The 18,619-nt window shown below is 60.6% G+C and carries 18 protein-coding genes and 1 tRNA gene; 4 read left to right on the top strand and 15 right to left on the bottom strand.

Going from position 1 to position 18,619, the window contains the following annotated elements; genetic code table 11:
- Window positions 1–21: 21 nt before the first annotated feature.
- Together AC07VV_RS16160 and AC07VV_RS16155 are read right to left on the bottom strand one after the other, a co-directional pair.
- Window positions 22–342, bottom strand: coding sequence for a hypothetical protein (locus AC07VV_RS16160; RefSeq protein ID WP_495036794.1), 321 nt, complete (start codon window positions 340–342; stop codon window positions 22–24).
- A gap of 70 nt (window positions 343–412) precedes the next feature.
- The gene (locus tag AC07VV_RS16155; protein WP_495036793.1) at window positions 413–1,096 is read right to left on the bottom strand and encodes a Crp/Fnr family transcriptional regulator; all 684 of its coding nucleotides are present in this window, start codon (window positions 1,094–1,096) and stop codon (window positions 413–415) included.
- Between the two features lie 85 nt (window positions 1,097–1,181).
- Between AC07VV_RS16155 and AC07VV_RS16150 the strand changes: the two genes are divergently transcribed.
- Entirely contained in the window at window positions 1,182–1,706 is a 525-nt protein-coding gene (locus AC07VV_RS16150) for an Mpo1 family 2-hydroxy fatty acid dioxygenase (RefSeq protein ID WP_102687463.1), read from the top strand.
- Between the two features lie 104 nt (window positions 1,707–1,810).
- Here the strand turns inward: AC07VV_RS16150 and AC07VV_RS16145 are convergent, their stop codons facing one another.
- The 6 genes from AC07VV_RS16145 to dibA all read right to left on the bottom strand — a co-directional run bounded on the left by AC07VV_RS16145 (window position 1,811) and on the right by dibA (window position 8,017).
- Entirely contained in the window at window positions 1,811–2,800 is a 990-nt protein-coding gene (locus AC07VV_RS16145) for a sulfate/molybdate ABC transporter ATP-binding protein (RefSeq protein WP_102620559.1), read from the bottom strand.
- Window positions 2,801–2,803: 3 nt separating this feature from the next.
- Complete coding sequence (gene cysW / locus AC07VV_RS16140; RefSeq protein WP_123529617.1) at window positions 2,804–3,676, bottom strand: sulfate ABC transporter permease subunit CysW; 873 nt, start codon at window positions 3,674–3,676, stop codon at window positions 2,804–2,806.
- Between the two features lie 13 nt (window positions 3,677–3,689).
- Complete coding sequence (cysT, locus tag AC07VV_RS16135) at window positions 3,690–4,508, bottom strand: sulfate ABC transporter permease subunit CysT (RefSeq protein WP_007952818.1); 819 nt, start codon at window positions 4,506–4,508, stop codon at window positions 3,690–3,692.
- A 70-nt stretch (window positions 4,509–4,578) separates the two neighbouring features.
- The gene (locus tag AC07VV_RS16130; protein WP_096821860.1) at window positions 4,579–5,592 is read right to left on the bottom strand and encodes a sulfate ABC transporter substrate-binding protein; all 1,014 of its coding nucleotides are present in this window, start codon (window positions 5,590–5,592) and stop codon (window positions 4,579–4,581) included.
- 132 nt (window positions 5,593–5,724) lie between these two features.
- Window positions 5,725–5,907 (bottom strand): sulfur starvation response protein OscA, encoded by a 183-nt coding sequence (gene oscA / locus AC07VV_RS16125; protein ID WP_085733386.1) that lies wholly within the window; start codon window positions 5,905–5,907, stop codon window positions 5,725–5,727.
- 190 nt (window positions 5,908–6,097) lie between these two features.
- Window positions 6,098–8,017 (bottom strand): phosphodiesterase DibA, encoded by a 1,920-nt coding sequence (gene dibA / locus AC07VV_RS16120; RefSeq protein WP_495036792.1) that lies wholly within the window; start codon window positions 8,015–8,017, stop codon window positions 6,098–6,100.
- A 146-nt stretch (window positions 8,018–8,163) separates the two neighbouring features.
- On the opposite strand from dibA, the gene desA reads away from it, so the two are divergent.
- Together desA and AC07VV_RS16110 are read left to right on the top strand one after the other, a co-directional pair.
- Window positions 8,164–9,348 (top strand): delta-9 fatty acid desaturase DesA, encoded by a 1,185-nt coding sequence (gene desA, locus AC07VV_RS16115; protein WP_493065909.1) that lies wholly within the window; start codon window positions 8,164–8,166, stop codon window positions 9,346–9,348.
- A gap of 145 nt (window positions 9,349–9,493) precedes the next feature.
- Window positions 9,494–10,483: a GGDEF domain-containing protein gene (locus tag AC07VV_RS16110; RefSeq protein ID WP_495036791.1), complete on the top strand. Its 990-nt coding sequence runs from the start codon at window positions 9,494–9,496 to the stop codon at window positions 10,481–10,483.
- 25 nt (window positions 10,484–10,508) lie between these two features.
- Here AC07VV_RS16110 and AC07VV_RS16105 read toward each other — a convergent pair whose 3' ends face one another.
- From AC07VV_RS16105 to gabD, 3 genes are all read right to left on the bottom strand, one after another.
- Complete coding sequence (locus tag AC07VV_RS16105; RefSeq protein ID WP_495036790.1) at window positions 10,509–11,720, bottom strand: HDOD domain-containing protein; 1,212 nt, start codon at window positions 11,718–11,720, stop codon at window positions 10,509–10,511.
- A gap of 140 nt (window positions 11,721–11,860) precedes the next feature.
- Window positions 11,861–13,138 carry a 4-aminobutyrate--2-oxoglutarate transaminase gene (gabT, locus tag AC07VV_RS16100; protein WP_192559463.1) on the bottom strand — a complete coding sequence of 426 codons (1,278 nt, stop codon included), beginning with the start codon at window positions 13,136–13,138 and terminating at the stop codon, window positions 11,861–11,863.
- Between the two features lie 185 nt (window positions 13,139–13,323).
- Complete coding sequence (gene gabD / locus AC07VV_RS16095; protein ID WP_085733392.1) at window positions 13,324–14,766, bottom strand: NADP-dependent succinate-semialdehyde dehydrogenase; 1,443 nt, start codon at window positions 14,764–14,766, stop codon at window positions 13,324–13,326.
- Window positions 14,767–15,211: 445 nt separating this feature from the next.
- On the opposite strand from gabD, the gene AC07VV_RS16090 reads away from it, so the two are divergent.
- A tRNA-Arg gene (locus AC07VV_RS16090) sits at window positions 15,212–15,288 on the top strand.
- A 66-nt stretch (window positions 15,289–15,354) separates the two neighbouring features.
- Here AC07VV_RS16090 and AC07VV_RS16085 read toward each other — a convergent pair.
- The 4 genes from AC07VV_RS16085 to AC07VV_RS16070 are packed head-to-tail and all read right to left on the bottom strand — an operon-like array spanning window position 15,355 to window position 18,549.
- Complete coding sequence (locus AC07VV_RS16085) at window positions 15,355–15,624, bottom strand: hypothetical protein (protein ID WP_495036789.1); 270 nt, start codon at window positions 15,622–15,624, stop codon at window positions 15,355–15,357.
- A 20-nt stretch (window positions 15,625–15,644) separates the two neighbouring features.
- Window positions 15,645–16,250 (bottom strand): hypothetical protein, encoded by a 606-nt coding sequence (locus AC07VV_RS16080; protein WP_495036788.1) that lies wholly within the window; start codon window positions 16,248–16,250, stop codon window positions 15,645–15,647.
- Window positions 16,247–16,828 carry an RNA polymerase sigma factor gene (locus tag AC07VV_RS16075; protein ID WP_495037063.1) on the bottom strand — a complete coding sequence of 194 codons (582 nt, stop codon included), beginning with the start codon at window positions 16,826–16,828 and terminating at the stop codon, window positions 16,247–16,249. The genes AC07VV_RS16080 and AC07VV_RS16075 overlap by 4 nt, the downstream gene beginning before the upstream one ends.
- A 29-nt stretch (window positions 16,829–16,857) precedes the next feature.
- Window positions 16,858–18,549 carry a vWA domain-containing protein gene (locus tag AC07VV_RS16070; RefSeq protein ID WP_495036787.1) on the bottom strand — a complete coding sequence of 564 codons (1,692 nt, stop codon included), beginning with the start codon at window positions 18,547–18,549 and terminating at the stop codon, window positions 16,858–16,860.
- Window positions 18,550–18,619 lie beyond the last annotated feature (70 nt).

The following is an 18,619-nucleotide window of genomic DNA, read 5'->3' as shown; positions in this document are numbered from 1 at the left end:
AGCTTGCGGACCAGATGTTCATTACTTGACCTTGAACTTGAAAAACGGACTCCATTCAGACCTTTCACGATTATCCGTCTGCACAGCGAAAGCCTCATATTCAGCTGAGGCCAGTGCCACTGTCACAGACCAAGTACCATCCGTGCGGACTTGAGCTGAAGCAATCGACTCACCATCAATCGGAACTTTCATGATCCATACCCACCACCCAGCCAGACCAGTACCCGAGAATTCAACCGGGTTGTCAACGTCACCTTGGGGTTTGACAACGACTGGTGCGGGGACGCTTTTATTGATGGGGAGGTCAGAATAATCAGCGGTGCCGGTAGCTTTACTGTTCATCGGTTCCAACTCCTTGGGTGGTCGTATTTGACAGGCTTGTTGTACACCGCCCAAGAAGAACCAACCACTGTCAGATCTGACAGGTGGCACGCAGTCTCCCCATGTCCAGTATCTCGATCTCCCCATAACCAAGACCAATAATTCCCTGATCTTTCAGGTCCTTGAGGATCTGGTTGGTGGTCTGCCGCGACAGCGACAACATCGACGCCAATTGCTCCTGAGGCAGTTGCAGCACCCGGCGCGGCGGGTCGAGTTCGCCGTAGCCCTCGGCGATCATCAGCAAGCGATGGGCCAGACGCGCAGGGGCTGGCAGCAAACTCAATTGTTCGAGATTGATGAAGGTCAGGCGCAGTTTGTGGCTCATCAACAGAGCGAGATGCCGCCAGTAGACGGGGTACTCGTCGAGCAGTTTCAGCAGCGTGGCCTGGGGAATGTTCAGCAAGGTGCAAGGTCCGACCGCGTAGGCATCATGGGTGCGGGGCTGGCCGTCGAACAGGCAGATTTCGCCGAACCAGTGCGGCGCCTCCACCAGGCTCAACAACGCCTCCTTGCCCTGCTCGCTGACCGCGCCGATGCGTACCGCGCCATCGAGCACCGCGTACAGCCCGCACGGCGCATCACCGCGCTGGAACAGCCGCTGCCCCGCCGCCAGCCGCCGCTCCCGGGCCGCCGCCAGCAGACTATCCTGAAAGGATGAAGGCAGATGACTGAACCATTGCCCGGTCAGCAGGCGCTCGCGCCAGACCTTTTCCATGCGTTCTCCTAAAGATTGTCGCCTGCCTGACAGAGCGAACTGTTAACCCGGGGCATGATTCGATCACCCTACAGGAGGAACAACAATGAAAAGCCTCGTCGATCATTTGAGTCAATACGCCGCTTACCACCGTGACCCGCGCAACATCGCCAGCCACTTTATCGGGATTCCGCTGATTGTGGTGGCGGTGGCCGTGCTGTTGTCGCGGCCGGAATGGTCGGTGGGCGGATTGTGGATTTCCCCGGCAGTGATCGCTGCCCTTGCTTCGGCGTGGTTTTACCTGCGGCTGGAACTGAAACTCGGGGTGTTGATGACAGTACTGATGGGGCTATCGGTCTGGGCCGGGCACGTTCTGGCGCAGCAGAGCACCATGGTCTGGCTCAGCAGCGGTCTGGCGATGTTCGTGATTGGCTGGGCGATCCAGTTTGTCGGGCACCACTATGAAGGGCGCAAACCGGCGTTCGTCGATGACTTGAGCGGGTTGATCGTCGGGCCGCTGTTTGTGGTCGCGGAACTGGCATTCATGCTCGGGATGCGCCATGAGCTGAAAGAACAGATCGAAGCGCGGGCGGGTGTGGTGCGGGTCAATCCGAATCGCGCAGCCGTCTGAACCACAGGCTGGCTCGCTCATTCCCACGCTCTGCGTGGGAATGCATCCCGTGACGCTCAGCGACCATAGCGGCGTTCCCACGCAGCGCGTGGGAACGAGCAAAATCAAACGTTGGCGACTTTCTGCCAGACCTTCGGTTTGAAGAACAACGTCTCACCCTTCGCCAACCCAGTCAGGCTGTCGTGATCCTTCACCACTTCCGCCTCGATCAGGTCAGTCTGGCCTTCAACCTTCAACGTCACCCGCGTGGTCGCGCCCAGCGGCCGTATATCGCGGACTTCAGCAGCGTGATGATCCTCCAGTTCATGCCGCGACAGCGACACTTCGTGCGGGCGGAACAGTACGTGATTGTCATCCCCCAGATGCAGACGGTTCGAATCGCCGAGGAAGTGATAGACGAAATCGCTGGCCGGGTTTTCGTAGACGTCGCCCGGTGAACCGATCTGCTCGATCACACCCTTGTTCATCACCACGATACGGTCGGCGACTTCCATCGCTTCTTCCTGGTCGTGGGTCACGAACACCGAGGTCAGGTTGATGTCTTCGTGCAGGCGCGCCAGCCAGCGGCGCAGCTCTTTACGCACCTTGGCGTCGAGGGCGCCGAACGGCTCGTCGAGCAGCAGCACTTTCGGCTCCACTGCAAGCGCACGGGCCAGAGCGATACGCTGGCGCTGACCGCCGGACAGTTGCTCCGGATAACGATCCGACAGCCAGTCCAGTTGCACCATGTTCAGCAGCTCGTGAACCTTGGTCGCGATCTGGCTTTCGCTCGGGCGCTGGTTTTTCGGCTTCATGCGCAGGCCGAACGCGACGTTGTCGAACACCGTCATGTGGCGGAACAGGGCGTAGTGCTGGAACACGAAACCGACGTTGCGATCCCGCACGTCGTGGCCCGACACGTCTTCTCCGTGGAACACGATGTTGCCGTTATCCGGAGTTTCCAGACCGGCAATAATGCGCAGCAACGTGGTCTTGCCGCAGCCCGACGGGCCGAGCAGCGCTACCAGCTCGCCGCTGTGGATATCCAGGCTGATGTTGTCCAGCGCCTTGAACGCATTGAAATTCTTGCTGACGTTACGCACTTCGATCGACATGAATTATTCCTCCGCGGCGCTGGCGCGCAGGCGGTTGATACGGTTTTCGCTCCACTGCTTGGCCAGCAGGATGAAGAGCGCCAGGATCAGCAACAGGCTCGCCACGGCGAACGCGGCCACGTGGTTGTATTCGTTGTAGAGGATCTCGACGTGCAGCGGCAAGGTGTTGGTCACCCCGCGAATGTGCCCGGAAACCACCGACACCGCACCGAACTCACCCATGGCCCGCGCGGTGCACAGCACCACGCCATAGATCAGGCCCCATTTGATGTTGGGGACGGTCACGTGCCAGAACATCTGCCAGCCGTTGGCACCGAGCAGCCGCGCGGCTTCCTCTTCCTGAGTGCCTTGTTCCTGCATCAGCGGGATCAGCTCACGGGCCACGAACGGCACGGTGACGAAGATCGTCGCCAGCACGATGCCCGGCAGGGCGAAGACGATCTGGATGTCGTGATCTTGCAGCCACGGCCCGAACAGGCCCTGGGCGCCGAACATCAACACATAGACCAGACCTGCGATCACCGGCGACACCGAGAACGGCAGGTCGATCAGCGTCACCAGCATACTCTTGCCACGGAACGAGTATTTGCTCACGCACCACGCGGCGCTGACACCGAACACCAGGTTCAGCGGCACCGAAATCAGCACGGCGATCACCGTGAGTTTCAGCGCCGACAGGGCATCCGGCTCAAAGATCGCCGTGAAGAAGGCGCCCAGGCCGTTCTTCAAACCCTGCGACACCACGATGAACAGCGGCAACAGCAGAAACAGGAAGAAAATCAGCCAGCCGAGGCCGATCAGGATTCTGCGTGAAGTGGCGCTGCCACGGCGGGCGGCGTTGGCCGAGGAAGCGGCCGCAATAGACGATTGGGACATGGTTCGCGCCTCCTTATGGGGTTTCGATGCGCCGCTGCAGCAAGTTGATCAGCAGCAACAGGACGAAGGAAACCACCAGCATCAGCACGCCGATGGAGGTAGCGCCGGTGTAATCGTACTGGTCGAGCTTGACCATGATCAGCAGCGGCAGGATCTCGGTTTTCATCGGCATGTTGCCGGCGATGAAAATCACCGAACCGTACTCGCCGACGCCCCGGGCAAACGCCAGGGCAAAACCGGTCAGCCAGGCTGGCAACAGCGCCGGCAGCAGAATGTGGCGGAACACTTGCAACGGCTTGGCACCGAGGCACGCCGCTGCTTCTTCGACTTCACGCGGGATGTCGGCCAGCACCGGCTGCACCGTGCGCACCACGAACGGCAGGGTCACGAAGGTCAGCGCCAACGTGATCCCGAGCGGGGTGTAGGCGATCTTGAAACCGAGGTCGGCGGCGAACTGCCCGACCAGCCCGGTCGGCGTGTACAGCGCCGTCAGCGCGATACCGGCTACTGCTGTCGGCAACGCAAACGGCAGATCGATCATCGCATCGATCACCTTGCGCCCCGGGAACGTGTAACGCACCAGCACCCAGGCCAGCAACGTACCGATGATGCCGTTGATGATCGCGGCGCACAGCGCTGTGCCGAAGCTCAGCTTCAGTGCGGCGAGAACGCGGGGCGCGGAGATGATCGTCCAGAACTGATCCCAGGTGAGTTGGGCGGCGTGGACGAACATCGCCGCCAGCGGGATAAGCACAATCAGGCTGAGGTACACCAAGGTGTAGCCCAGCGTCAGCCCGAAGCCGGGTATGACGGGGGAGATACGACGCGACATAAAAGTCCTTGGTTTGAGAACGCGCAAAGCCCCGAACATAAATCCGGGGCTCGTTTTAGGCTATTGAAACTTACTGCGCCTGATAGATCTGGTCGAACACGCCACCGTCGTTGAAGAATTTCGGCTGTGCGGTTTTCCAGCCGCCAAAGTCCTTGTCGATGGTCACCAGCTCCAGTTTCGGGAACTGCTGGGCGTACTTGGCTGCCACATCCTTGTCACGTGGACGGTAGAAGTTCTTCGCCGCGATTTCCTGGCCGGCCGGGCTGTACAGGTGCTTGAGGTAGGCTTCGGCGATCTGCTCGTTGCCCTTTTTCTCGGCGTTCTTGTCGACCACCGCCACCGGTGGTTCGGCGAGGATCGACAGCGAAGGCACGACGATGTCGAACTTGTCCTTGCCGCCGTCTTCTTTCAGCGCCAGGAAGGCTTCGTTCTCCCAGGCCAGCAACACGTCACCCTGACCGTTGTTGACGAAGGTGATGGTCGAGCCACGGGCGCCGGTGTCCAGCACCGGAACGTGCTTGAACAGGGTCTGTACGTATTCCTTGGCTTTGGCTTCGTTGCCGCCGTTGGCTTTCAGGCCGTAGGCCCATGCCGCGAGGAAGTTCCAGCGCGCACCGCCGGAGGTTTTCGGGTTCGGGGTGATCACCGAGACGTCGTTCTTGACCAGGTCGCCCCAGTCCTTGATGCCTTTCGGGTTGCCTTTGCGCACCAGGAACACGATGGTCGAGGTGTACGGGGTGCTCGCATCCGGCAGACGCTTCTGCCAGTCGGCCGGCAGGGTCTTGCCGAGCTTGGCGATTTCATCGATGTCGCCGGCCAGGGCGAGGGTCACGACGTCGGCGCGCAGACCGTCGATCACCGCACGGCCCTGCTTGCCCGAACCGCCGTGGGATTGCTGGATTTTCACGGTGTCGCCGGCATGCTCCGCTTGCCAGTACTTCACGAATTCGGCGTTGTAATCCTGATACAGCTCGCGAGTCGGGTCATACGAAACGTTGAGCAGTTCGTAATCCTTGGCAACCGCGGAACCGGCAAACACAGCGCTGGCCAGGGCGGCCAAAGCGTAACGGCGAATCGACGACATGGTGAAAGCTCCTGGAATTCTTGGTGGTGGCTTTTTCTTATGGATTGCTGGAATCGGGTTGCTCACTCAACGACCGCAGCCTGTGGCAGCTTCTGCCAACAGCTCCCCGCAGGAGCTGCCGCAGACTACGAATCAGGCCGGTTTGTTACCCGGTTGCTGCAGACGGAATTTCTCTTTGCGTTCGATCTGGACCACTTGGGCGTTGTGCACAGTGATTTCCACCGCGCCGAAACGCAGGTCGCGCAAGGCGCTCTGGATTTCGCGCAAGATGGTGGTTTCGTCCTGACCGTCAACGCTACGCAGGGATGCGCTCATGGTGCTGCTCCTTTGTATGGGATATGCCTGGCAGTGGGCGGCACTGCGTTCGGCGTGGGAGCAATATAAGAGAGGCGCGGATATTCTTAAAAAGACTATTTAAGAATGTTTATATAACTGGAAAACATTATGTGATGTAGCAAGGGTTTGCGGCGGATTTGCCCGATTGCAAACCCGCTGTGCACATCCGTCAGCCGATTGCCGGCGCTCGGGTCCAGTCGATTTGAGCTTCAGGCACCGGCCGCCCGAACCAGTAGCCCTGCCCCAGGTCGCACGCCTGCTCCAGCAGGAACGCCGCCTGCTCGGCCTGCTCGATGCCCTCGGCATGCACCTGCATGCCCATGCTGCGCGCCAGGGCGATGATCACCCGGACGATCGCCGCGTCGTCCTCGTCCCACGGCAGGCCGGCGACGAAGCCCTGATCGATCTTTAGCTTCTGCACCGGCAGGCGCTTGAGCCGCAGCAGCGACGAGTAACCGGTGCCAAAGTCATCGATGGCCAGACGAATCCCCAACTCGCGCAGACGATGCATCTGCTCCAGTGCGACTTCCGGATCGTCCATCACCGCGCTTTCGGTAACCTCCAGTTCCAGATAAGCCGGATCCAGTCCGGTGTCGTGCAGCACTTGCGCCACCTGTTGATACAACTCGCGGCGGGCGAACAGCCGTGAAGACACGTTCACCGCGACAAACGATAGCACCACCCCGGCCTGCTGCCATTGGCACATCTGCCGGCAGGCTTGCTGCATGACCCAGGCGTCGATTTCCGAGATCAGCCCGGTGCGCTCGGCGATCGGGATGAACTCCGCCGGTGACACCAAGCCCCGCTGCGGATGCTCCCAGCGCACCAGCGCCTCGACGCCGATCAGGCGACTGGTTTTCAGGTCGTGCACCGGTTGGTAGTAGACCCGCAGCTCCTGCTGCTCCAGCGCACGGCGCAGTTCGAAGGCGATCTCGACCCGCTGCTGGGCGTGGGCGGTAAGCTCTTCGGTGTACAGCGCGTAGCCGTTGCGACCGCTGCTCTTGGCCTTGAACAGCGCTGCATCGGCGTTGCGCAACAACTGTTCGGCGCTCAACGCATCGCTGGGGAACAGGCTGATGCCGAGGCTGGCGTTGATGAACAGTTCATGACCGTCGAGGCAGAACGGCTCCTTGAGCGCATCGAGAATGCGTTGGGCCAGCGCCGCCGCCTGCGCAGGCTGTGGACAACTTTCCGCCAGCACCGCAAATTCATCGCCTCCCAACCGCGCCAGGGTGATACCGGAGCCGAACAGCGCCTGCAAACGCGCGGCGACCGCCTTGAGCAAGCGGTCACCGATGTTGTGGCCGAGGCTGTCGTTGATCAATTTGAAGTGGTCCAGATCGACCATCAGCAGCGCACAGCCGCGCTTGTGGGTCTGCGCCGACGCCAGCGCCTGTTCGGCGCGATCGCTGAACAGCAGGCGGTTGGGCAGATCGGTCAGTGGATCGTGGTGAGCCAAATGCTTGAGTTCATGCTCGGAATCCTTGATCGCGCTGATATCGGAAAACACTGCGACGTAGTGGCTGAGCCGACCGTCCTCGTCACGAATCACCCGGATCGTCTGCCACTGCGGGTAGATCTCGCCGCTTTTACGACGGTTCCAGATCTCGCCGCTCCATTCATCCTGTGCCTGCAACGTGGCGAACATCGCCTGATAGAACCCCGGAGGATGGTGCCCGGACTTGAACAGGCTGGGCTGCTGGCCAATGACCTCTTCACGCTGATAACCGGTGATTTCCATGAAGGCGCGATTGACGTGCACGATCAGCCCCTGCCGGTCCGTGACCAGCACGCCTTCACGGGTGCAGTCGAATACCGCCGCAGCCTGACGCAGGCGTTCGCGATCGGCCTGGCGCTCGCGCAATCGGGCGCCGATGCCCAGGCATTCGAACAGGCGCGCCCGGGCAAGAAAGATCAAACCGGCGCTGAACACCACAAAAGCATAGCCGTTGATCAGTTGCCAACGCAGCAACTCATCAGAGCTATCGAAGAAACTGTTCAATAAATAGCCAATGCCTTGCAGCCAGACAACGGCAAGGACCAGGTAAAGCAGCGCTGCACGCAAGGCATCGCGGTATGAGGCAGACATTCGGCCGTCCATGTCCCTACAAAAATGTCGGGATTATAGGTCAAGAAACATCCAGCCATCTCTTATCTGAAAGGGCGACTGGTTTTATCTGTGTGCTTGGTGATAATGCAACGGCTGTTTTTTCTTTATCGAGGGCCCTATAGCCTATGTGGTACGAAGGTTTTCTTGGCTTGTCGGCCTGGTCACTGGTCGCCGTCACCCTGCTGATGACCCATGTGACGATCGTTGCCGTCACGGTCTACTTGCACCGCTACTCGGCCCATCGCTCCCTGGAGCTGAATGCCGGGCTGAAGCATTTCTTCCGTTTCTGGCTGTGGCTGACCACGGCGCAGAACACCCGCGAGTGGACGGCCATCCACCGCAAACACCACGCCAAATGCGAAACCGCCGATGACCCGCACAGCCCGGTCGTCAAGGGTTTGTCGACAGTGTTGCGCAAAGGCGCCGAGCTGTACCGCGAGGAAGCACAGAACGCCGAGACCCTGCGCATCTATGGCAAGAACTGCCCGGAAGACTGGATCGAGCGCAACCTCTACAGCCGCCACCGGTTGCTGGGCATTGCAATCATGGCGGTCGTCGACCTGCTGCTGTTCGGCACCATCGGCATCACCATCTGGGCGATCCAGATGATGTGGATTCCGGTCTGGGCGGCCGGCGTGGTCAATGGTCTCGGCCATGCCATCGGCTACCGCAACTTCGAATGCCGCGATGCGGCGACCAATCTGGTGCCATGGGGCATCCTGATCGGTGGCGAAGAGCTGCACAACAACCATCACACCTACCCCAACTCGGCCAAACTGTCGGTCAAGAAGTGGGAGTTCGACCTCGGTTGGGCCTGGATCCAGGTCTTCAGTTTCCTGCGTCTGGCCAAGGTGCAGCGCGTTGCGCCGATCGCTCACCGCGTCGAAGGCAAGGGCAGCCTGGACATGGACACCGCCATGGCGATCCTCAACAACCGCTTCCAGATCATGGCCCAGTACCGCAAGCTGGTGATCGGGCCGCTGGTCAAGCAGGAGCTGGACAAGGTCGATCATTCGGTACGCCATCAGTTCCACCGCGCCAAGCGTCTGCTTTCCCGTGAAACCAGCCTGCTGGAGGATCGCCACCACGCGCGCATCCAGAACATGCTCGAGCACAGCCAGGCGCTGAAGGTAATTTACGAGAAACGTCTGGCCCTGCAGCAGATCTGGGTCAAGACCAGCGCAAATGGCCACGACATGCTCGCGGCCATCAAGGAATGGGTCCACGAGGCCGAGGCCAGCGGTATCCAGTCCCTGCGCGAATTCGCCGACCAATTGAAAACCTACTCGCTGCGCCCTGCCGCTGTCTGATGCCGTTGATCGGTGCGCCTGGTTCCCGGGCGCACCCTTCGGAACTTCACCCCCGATCCCCTATCTCAAAGACACTTCGCCACCCCCGGCGGGCTGTCCCGTGGCCGTTGTCGACTGATCGGCACGCCCTTTGAGATCCGTGTCGATGGTCAACAACAATCAAAAAGACTCATCCCTTCCCCAGTGGCCCGAAGCCGCGCAGACCCTGATGGCGCTGATGCACGCCCAGGGCGAAGTGGCGCGCCTGAGCGAACGCGAACAGCTGTTCAGCTCGCTGCTGGTCAGCGTCAACGCCGTGCTTTGGGCCTTCAACTGGGAAACCCGTCAGGTGCTGTACGTCAGCCCCGCCTATGAACGGATTTTCGGCCGTTCGGCCGCCCTGCTACTCGCCGACCATAACCAGTGGCGCGACAGCATTTACCCCGAGGATCTGGAATACGCCGAACGCAGCCTCGCCGAAGTGCTGCACAAGGGCGCCGTGGAAGACCGCGAATACCGGATCATCGACGCCGACGGTCAGGTGCGCTGGATCAGCGACAAGTGCTTCATCAACCGCCAGGAAGAACCGGGGCAGCCGGTGATCATCGTCGGCATCGCCGAAGACATCACCGAAAAGAAACAGTTGGAAACCGAGCTGCAACGCCTGGCCACCACCGACGTGCTGACCCAAAGCAGCAACCGTCGACACTTCTTCGAATGCGCCAACCGCGAGTTTGAAGAAGCCCGTTTGCAGGGTGCGCCACTGGCGTTTCTGCTGCTGGACATCGATGACTTCAAAGTGATCAACGATACCTACGGCCACCCGGAAGGCGACCACGTACTGCAACGAATCGCCGAAAGTGGCCGCGCCTCGTTGCGTCGGGGGGATCTGTTCGGACGGATTGGCGGTGAGGAATTTGCTGCGGTTTTTCCCGGCTGCGCGCCGGACATGGCGATGCAGGTAGCCGAGCGGTTGCAACAGGAAATCCAGCGCCTGAGTTTCAGCCACGGCGAACAGACGTTCGGCATCACCGTCAGCCAGGGCCTGACCAACCTCACCCCGGAAGACGAAAGCCTCGACGACCTGTTCGCCCGAGCCGATGCGGCGATGTACGAAGCCAAGCGTCAGGGCAAGAACCGGATCATTTCCGGCTGAACACAGCACTGATGCGGGACAAGCGCTATTTGCGCATCCGCATCAGCTCCGGCAGCCCGATCTTGAGCAAGCGCGCCGTGCGACTCTTCGCCAGTTCCTCGACGCCCTCATGCTCGGTCAGCCGCGCCATCTGCGCCGCCATGTTCATCACCAATGCTTCGCGGGAGTACACCCCGCCACCGAGCTGGTAGACGGATGCAATCAACTCGCGCAACTCCAGCGGCAAACGCCAGCGAGTACGCAACGCCGAGCCATACGCCGCACCGAATTCCGCCAGCGCATCGCCGACTTCCTCCAGTTCATCCAGCTCACCGCCAGCCTGCTTCCACTCCTGCAAACAACGCAGCAACGCCAGATCGCCGAGACGATGGAGCATCCCTGCGCTATAGCAGCGTTCCTGATCCAGATCGAGCAGACGCGCCAGGGTACGCGCGTATTCGGCGGTGTGCAGCGACAGGCCCCAATAGCGCTCCGCGTAGTCCGCCAGGCATGGATCGCTGAGTCTGGCGCTGCGCTTGAGCGCCAGACCGAGGATCAGGTTCATGCTTTGCCCGGTGCCCAGGCGATGCAGCGCCTGAGCCAGGGTCTGCACCGCCGCACCGTGATGCTGAGCGGCACTGTTGGCTGCGGCGATCAACACGGCGGTGATCTGCGGGTCGGTGCGGATTTCTTCTTCCAGCAGCTTCAGATCCAGTCCGTTGGGGTTGAGGCTGCGTTTGACCGCCACTTGTACGTCGGTCATCAATGGTGCGCCGTCGGCCTGTTCGCGGCGACGCTCGAGGAACACCGACAGGGTCATGCCCGGCGCCAGGGCGGGCACTTCGCAGAACACTTCCTCGCCGGAATTGAGCAGCAGCCCCTGCAAACGCTCGGTCAGGCTTTCCATGTTCAGGGGTTTGGCCAGATAGGCTGTTGGCGCCAATGGCAAGGCTTCGCGCACGCTGGCGGTGTCGTTGCGGCTGCTCATCAGAATGAACGGCAGCGGCGGATTGCGTTTGCGCTGGCGGACACTGCGCAACACGCTCAAACCATCGACACCGGGCAACTCCCAGTCGACGATCGCCAGGTCATAGGGCACTTCGCTGAGCAGCGTCATCGCCTCTTGGCCATCGGCGCACAGATCCAGCCGCGCATCGCAGCGCACATTGAGCAAAACCTGTTTGAGCAGGTCACGAGACCAGGGGTCGGCCTCGGCAATCAGGACTCGGGGTACAGCGGGTAATTCGACGGCAGGCATGCTCGCCCTCCCTTGCAATGCTTGAACCTTAGCCAATGCTGGCGTTTCGATACAGCACGAATGCGGGGTATGTGTTTCAGCAAGCGTAAAAAACCCGCCGAAGCGGGTTTTTTGTCGATCCGATCACACAGTGCCCGGCATTACAGCTCCGAGAAGCACTCTTCGATGATCGCCAGGCCTTTGTCCAGTTGCTCGTCCGGCGAGGTCAGCGGAACCAGGACGCGCAGAACGTTGCCGTAGGTGCCGCAGGACAGCAGGATCAGACCTTTGTCACGCGCCTTGGCCACGACAGCAGCGACTGCGGTCGGGTTTGGCTTGTGGCTGTCGCCGTTTTCGAACAGCTCGACGGCGATCATGGCGCCCAGGGCACGGACTTCGCCGATCACCGGGTACTTGGCCTGGATGGCCTTCAGGCCGGTTACCAGACGCTCGCCGACAGCCTTGCAGCGGTCCAGCAGTTTTTCTTCTTCGAACACTTCGATCACTGCCAGAGCAGCGGCGCAAGCGATCGGGCTACCGGCGTAGGTGCCGCCCAGGCCGCCTGGGGCAATGGCGTCCATGTATTCGGCCTTGCCGCACACACCGGCCAGCGGGAAGCCGCCAGCGATGGATTTGGCGAAGGTGGTCAGGTCGGCGGCAACGCCCATCTGTTCCATGGCGAAGAACGTGCCGGTACGGCCAGCGCCGGTCTGCACTTCGTCAGCGATCAGCAGGATGCCGTGCTGGTCGCACAGGGCACGCAGACGCTTCATGAATTCCTTCGGCGCAACGTAGAAACCACCTTCGCCCTGAACAGGCTCGATGATGATCGCAGCGATGTCTTTCGGCTCGGCATCGTTCTTGAAGATGCGCTCGATGGAAGCGATCGAGTCGTCGATGCTCACACCGTGCAGCTCGTTCGGGTACAGCGCGCGGAAGATGCCGCCTGGCATCAGGCCCATGCCGGCCGAGTAAGGCACGACTTTACCGGTCAGGCCCAGGGTCATCATGGTGCGACCGTGGTATGCGCCGGTGAAAGCGATCACGCCAGCGCGGCCTGTGGCAGCACGGGCGATCTTCACGGCGTTTTCAACAGCTTCGGAACCGGTGGTCACCAGCAGGGTTTTCTTGGCGAAGTCGCCCGGTACGCGAGCGTTGATTTTTTCGCACAGCTCGACATACGGCTCGTAGGCCAGCACCTGGAAGCAGGTGTGGGTCAGCTTGTTCAGCTGTTCGGTCACGGCGGCGATGATTTTCGGGTGCACGTGGCCGGTGTTCAGTACGGCGATACCGCCGGCGAAGTCGATGAATTCACGACCTTCAACGTCGGTCACGGTCGCGTTCTTCGCGGACTCGGCGAAAATCGGGTGAATCTGGCCAACACCACGTGGAACAGCTGCGGTACGACGGGCCATCAGTTCAGCGTTAGTCTTGCTCATTACAGTCCTCATTCACCGCTCATCGGGCGGCGTAGTTCAAGGATTAAGCGGGAGGAATCGGCGGCGGCAGCATGCGATGATCGACTGCCACGGCGTTCCCGGCCGCAGAGAAAATTCCGGTTTGAAACGACGCAAAGGGACAGCGCTCTCGTGCCCTTTGCGTTTGCAGCGATCCCTTTCCCGGCTTAGATGCCCAGGCAGAGGTATTTGATTTCCAGGTAATCTTCGATGCCGTACTTGGAGCCTTCACGGCCCAGGCCCGAGGCTTTGATGCCGCCGAACGGCGCGACTTCGTTGGAGATCAGCCCGGTGTTGACGCCGACCATGCCGTATTCCAGGGCTTCAGCCACACGGAACACACGGCCCAGGTCGCGAGCGTAGAAGTAGGAAGCCAGACCGAACTCGGTGTCGTTGGACATCGCGATCACTTCGGCTTCGTCTTTGAAGCGGAACAGCGGTGCCAGCGGACCAAAGGTTTCTTCCTTGGCCACCGCAGCGTTTTTCGGCACGTTGGTCAGGATGGTCGGCTCGAAGAAGTTGCCTTCCATCTGCTTGCCACCGGCCAGCACGGTTGCGCCTTTGGCAACGGCGTCAGCGATGTGTTCTTGCACCTTGGCCACGGCTTTTTCGTCGATCAGCGGGCCGGTGGTGGTGCCGTCTTCCAGACCGTTGCCGATCTTCAGTTTGGCAACAGCCACTTTCAACTTCTCGGCGAAGGCGTCGTAGACCGAATCCTGAATGTACAGACGGTTGGCGCAGACGCAGGTCTGGCCATTGTTGCGGTATTTGGAAATGATCGCGCCTTCGACGGCCTTATCCAGGTCCGCGTCGTCGAACACGATGAACGGTGCGTTGCCGCCCAGTTCCAGCGAGACTTTCTTGATGTCCTTGGCGCATTCCGACATCAGCTGACGACCGATTTCGGTCGAACCGGTGAAGGACAGTTTGCGCACGATCGGGTTGCTGGTCAGCTCGCTGCCGATGTCGCCGGCGCTGCCGGACACCACGCTGAACACACCTTTAGGGATGCCGGCGCGCTGGGCCAGTTCGGCCAGGGCGAAAGCGGAGAACGGGGTTTGCGAAGCAGGTTTGAGCACCATGGTGCAACCGGCGGCCAGCGCAGGACCTGCCTTGCGGGTGATCATCGCCGCCGGGAAGTTCCACGGGGTGATGGCGGCGGTCACGCCGATCGGTTGTTTGATCACGATCAGGCGCTTGTCAGGCTGGTGGCCCGGAATCACGTCACCGTAGATGCGCTTGGCTTCTTCGGCGAACCACTCGATGAACGAAGCGGCGTAGACGATCTCGCCCTTGGCTTCGGCCAATGGCTTGCCCTGCTCGAGGGTCATCAGGCGAGCCAGGTCTTCCTGGTTCTCGATGATCAGTTCGAACCAGCGACGCAGTTTGCCTGCGCGTTCCTTGGCGGTCAGTGCACGCCAGGCCGGCAGCGCCTTGTCGGCAGCTTCGATGGCACGGCGGGTTTCGGCAGCGCCCATCTTCGGCACGGTGCCCAGGATTTCGCCGGTGGCCGGATTGTTGACCTTGATCGTCTGACCGTTGTCCGCGTCGACCCAAGCGCCATCGATGAAGGCTTGCTGGCGGAACAACTGGGTGTCTTTAAGCTGCATGTCGGCTTTCCTTAACAGCACCGCGGCCAGCGCGGAGCAAAATTATGATTGTAGAAAGGCGCCTCGCAAGGCTGCCGTCAGGGAAATCATTCACCGGGCTGAAGCACCTGAAGAGTGCACGGTTGCAAACACGTGCGGCTCGGCACCCGATCAAAGAGCGTTTGAAATCTCAAACGGATCGTAGGATCAAAGGGGGTAAAGGACAATAGGTCGTTCGAAAAAAAGAACAAAAACGCCGCTTTTGCCGGTTTTTTCAGATCAACGAGCACACAAGCCTGCGCCGCAACGAAACCTTAGTTCAGTCCCGCCAAAGCGCCAAGCGAGCCTTTTGCAGGACGTTACAGCTTTATGGAATGCAGCGCTTTCGACCGACACGCGCACTGACAATAAGCCCCAAAACCCGGCATGGACGCCCCGAGCCGACCTAGGTATGATGTCGCCCGCTGCACCAGTAGCTCAGCTGGATAGAGTACTGCCCTCCGAAGGCAGGGGTCGTGGGTTCGAATCCCGCCTGGTGCACCATGAACAGAAACGAAAAAGCCTCAGGCCGTAAGGTCTGGGGCTTTTTTGTGGGTGCTGATTGGCGACTCACTCCGTCGTCCAGTCAAACTCGTCATATTCATCATCGTCTTCTTCGTCCTCGATCAACTCATCATCAAGAACGTCTTCCTCCAGGCCCTCTTCTGCCTGCTTTGCCAGAAGAAACTCCTTACGACTCTCGGTCACTGCTCGCCGCAGTTCCTCACCCTTCACCGGGCAGTTGAGCATTTGGGCGATGCGGTCGATTTTTTGGGCCACGGCATCCTCCAGCGCATCGGCAATGGCCTGATAGTGCGCGTTTTTGCGGGGCAATGCCAAATGGCTGAGAGATCACCCGGTCAGTTCTGGCGGATTTGTTCGAGGCGCAGGTCCAGATTCACGCTCGGGTAACGCTTGTGCAGATTGTTGTACAGGGTATCGGCAGCCTGTGATTGACCGGATTCGCGCAGGCGCAGGACTTCGCGCAGTTGCTCGTCGAGGCCATTGGCCGGGGCGGCAGCGCGCTTGCTGACTTTGGCTTCGTCCGCGCTGTCGGCGCTGATCGATTCGCTTTGCATCGGCGCGGCCATTTCCGCCATTGGTGCAGGTGCGGACAACGCGCCAGCGGGTGCTGATAATGTCCGGGATTCGATGGCCTCTTTACGAGCCAGTGGCGCAGCAGGTTTGGCGGCAGGGGCGAAATCGTAATGAGCCACGGGTTTCGGGGCGCGATGCACCAGCGACAGCATCAGCGCGATGCCGACCAGACTGGCGAAAGCTACCTGATAGCGCGGTGTCTGGCAGGCCTTGATCCAGCGCTGCCAGGGACTCGGTTTCGGTGCCGGGATCTGGCGATGCGCGGCGTTGAGAATCTGCGCGTCGAGATTCGCCGGCGGTTCGCCGGTCTGTTGCTCGCGGTAATGCCGGAGCAGTTGCTCTTCGGGTGTCTGGCGGGTGTCCGTCATGTCAGTACCTCCTCGGCCAGCAGCCGACGCAGTTTTTGCTGGGCGTAGCGCAAGCGGCTCTTGACGGTTTCCAGCGGTGTTTCGGTGAGGCTGGCAATTTGCACCAGGTCGAGGTCGCCGTGGGCGCGCAGCAGGAATACTTCGCGCTGGTCGGCGGGCAAGGTTTGCAGGGCGCTGTCCAGGCGCTGACTGTCGCGGCTGAGGCTCAGCAGTTGCTCGGGGTCGCTCGCATCGTCACTGACCGCATGGGTCTGTTCGTCGTAACTGTCATGCAGCGGTTGATGGGCGCCATGTTTGCGCCAGTGATCGATCAGACGGTTGCGGGCAATCTGGAACAGCCAGGTACGAAAAGTCGCCCGGCCTTGTGGCTGACTGCTGCTGCGGATCAGGCTCAGCCACGTTTCCTGATACACCTCTTCGGCCAGTTCCGGTTTGCCGCTCAACCCGAGCAAAAACCGGTACAGGCTCTGGCGATGGCGGGCGTACAAAATCTCGAACGCCTTGCCGTCGCCCTCGCGATAACGGGCCAGCAGCGATTCGTCGCTGCTGGCTTCAAAGCTGTCGGCAGTGGCAAACAGCTGGCTGATAAATCCCTTCAGGCGGCTCACTATTCAATCCGTCGCTCGGTCGGCATCGTGTTGGAGGCGGTCGAAGTCCGCAGGCTCTGTGCCAGCTCCACCAGTTGCACGAACTCGTTGCGCAGGCCGAAGCGGTCATCGCCACGGGCACCTCGGGCCAACGCTTCGGTGTCCTTGAGGCTGAAATCGCCGGTGTAGCGGCCGTCCTTGAGTTGCTGGGAAAACGCTGCGACGGCGGCGGCAAATCGCAGATCCTCGCTGGCCGGCGCGACTTGATTGGTAATTGGCCGCTCGATCAGCAGACTTTTCCCACCTTCAGGCTTTTGATATCGCACACGCAGCATCGCCAATTCTCCTTTCTTCTCGGAAACCACTGCATCGGTTTTTCCGTAACGCAGCGGTTCCAGCCAGCCCTTCTCGCCTGCGGGGACAATTTCATACAACGCCGTCACTGTGTGTCCCGCACCGATCTCACCGGCATCGACCTTGTCATTGCTGAAATCCTCACGCTTGAGCGCGCGGTTTTCGTAGCCGAGCAACCGGTATTCGCTGACCTGCGCCGGGTTGAATTCCACCTGCAATTTGACGTTTTTCGCCACCACGGCGAGGGTCGAGCCGAGTTGGTCCACCAACACCTTGCGCGCCTCGCGCAGGTTGTCGATGTAGGCGTAATTACCGTCGCCGGCATCCGCCAGTTGTTCCATCAGATGTTCATTGTAGTTATCCACACCGAAACCCAGGGTGGTCAGGGAAATCCCGGTCTTGCGTTTATCCACAGCCATTTGCTTGAGGCTGTCGAAGTCGCTGACGCCGACATTGAAGTCACCGTCGGTGGCCAGCAGGATGCGGTTGATTCCTTTGGGGATGAAAGCTTGTTGCGCCATTTGGTAGGCCAGTTCGATGCCGGAGGCGCCTGCGGTAGAGCCTCCCGCCGTCAACTGCTCGATGGCTGTGCGAATTTTCGCCTTTTCCCGTCCGGAAGTCGGCTCCAGCACGACTCGTGATTCGCCGGCATACACCACCAGCGACACGCGATCCTGTTCGCGCAGTTGATCAACCAAGAGTTTCAGCGTGCTTTTGACCAGCGGCAGCCCTTCGCGACGATCCATCGAGCCGGACACGTCCACCAGAAACACCAGGTTGGCCGGCGCCAATTCCGCCACCGCACGATCAGAGGCCTTGATACCGATGCGCAGCAGGCGGGTGTGCGGGTTCCACGGCGAAGCAGCCAGTTCGGTGGTTACGCCGAACGGCGATCCGTCAGTGGGCAGCGCATAGTCGTAGGGAAAGTAATTGACCATCTCCTCCAGCCGCACCGCACCTTCCGGTGGCAGGCGTCCCTGATTGAGCAGACGGCGGACATTGGCGTAGGCGCCGGTATCCACATCGGCACTGAAGGTCGAAACGGGCGTTTCGGCAACGCTGTGGATCGGGTTATCCGCCAGGGTTTCGTATTGCTCACGCGGCTCGGCGCGATAGTCCTGTGGATAACTTTCCCCGGCCGGCATCGGTGCAAAACTGGCCATCGGCGCCGCCAGCGCGCTGCGCTTGGCCAAGGAGTGATCGGCCATGACCACTTCTTGCTGCACCACGGGTTTCGAGGGGAGCTGCGCCGGTGGCGGCACGGCTGCGGATTCCGGACTGGAGGAAATGCCGCAACCGGCGACGGCCAACAGCACACCGGCAGCAAGGGGTCGCAGAAGCATCGAAGGAAGAGACATGGGGCTGACCTCGAGGAAGAATTGATCCATTCAACCTCTGAGACGGACAGCCCTTTCAGTTCGGGTTAAA

The organism is Pseudomonas sp. GW821-FHT02C04, from assembly GCF_059421845.1.
This window is presented reverse-complemented; position numbering and strand designations above follow the sequence as displayed.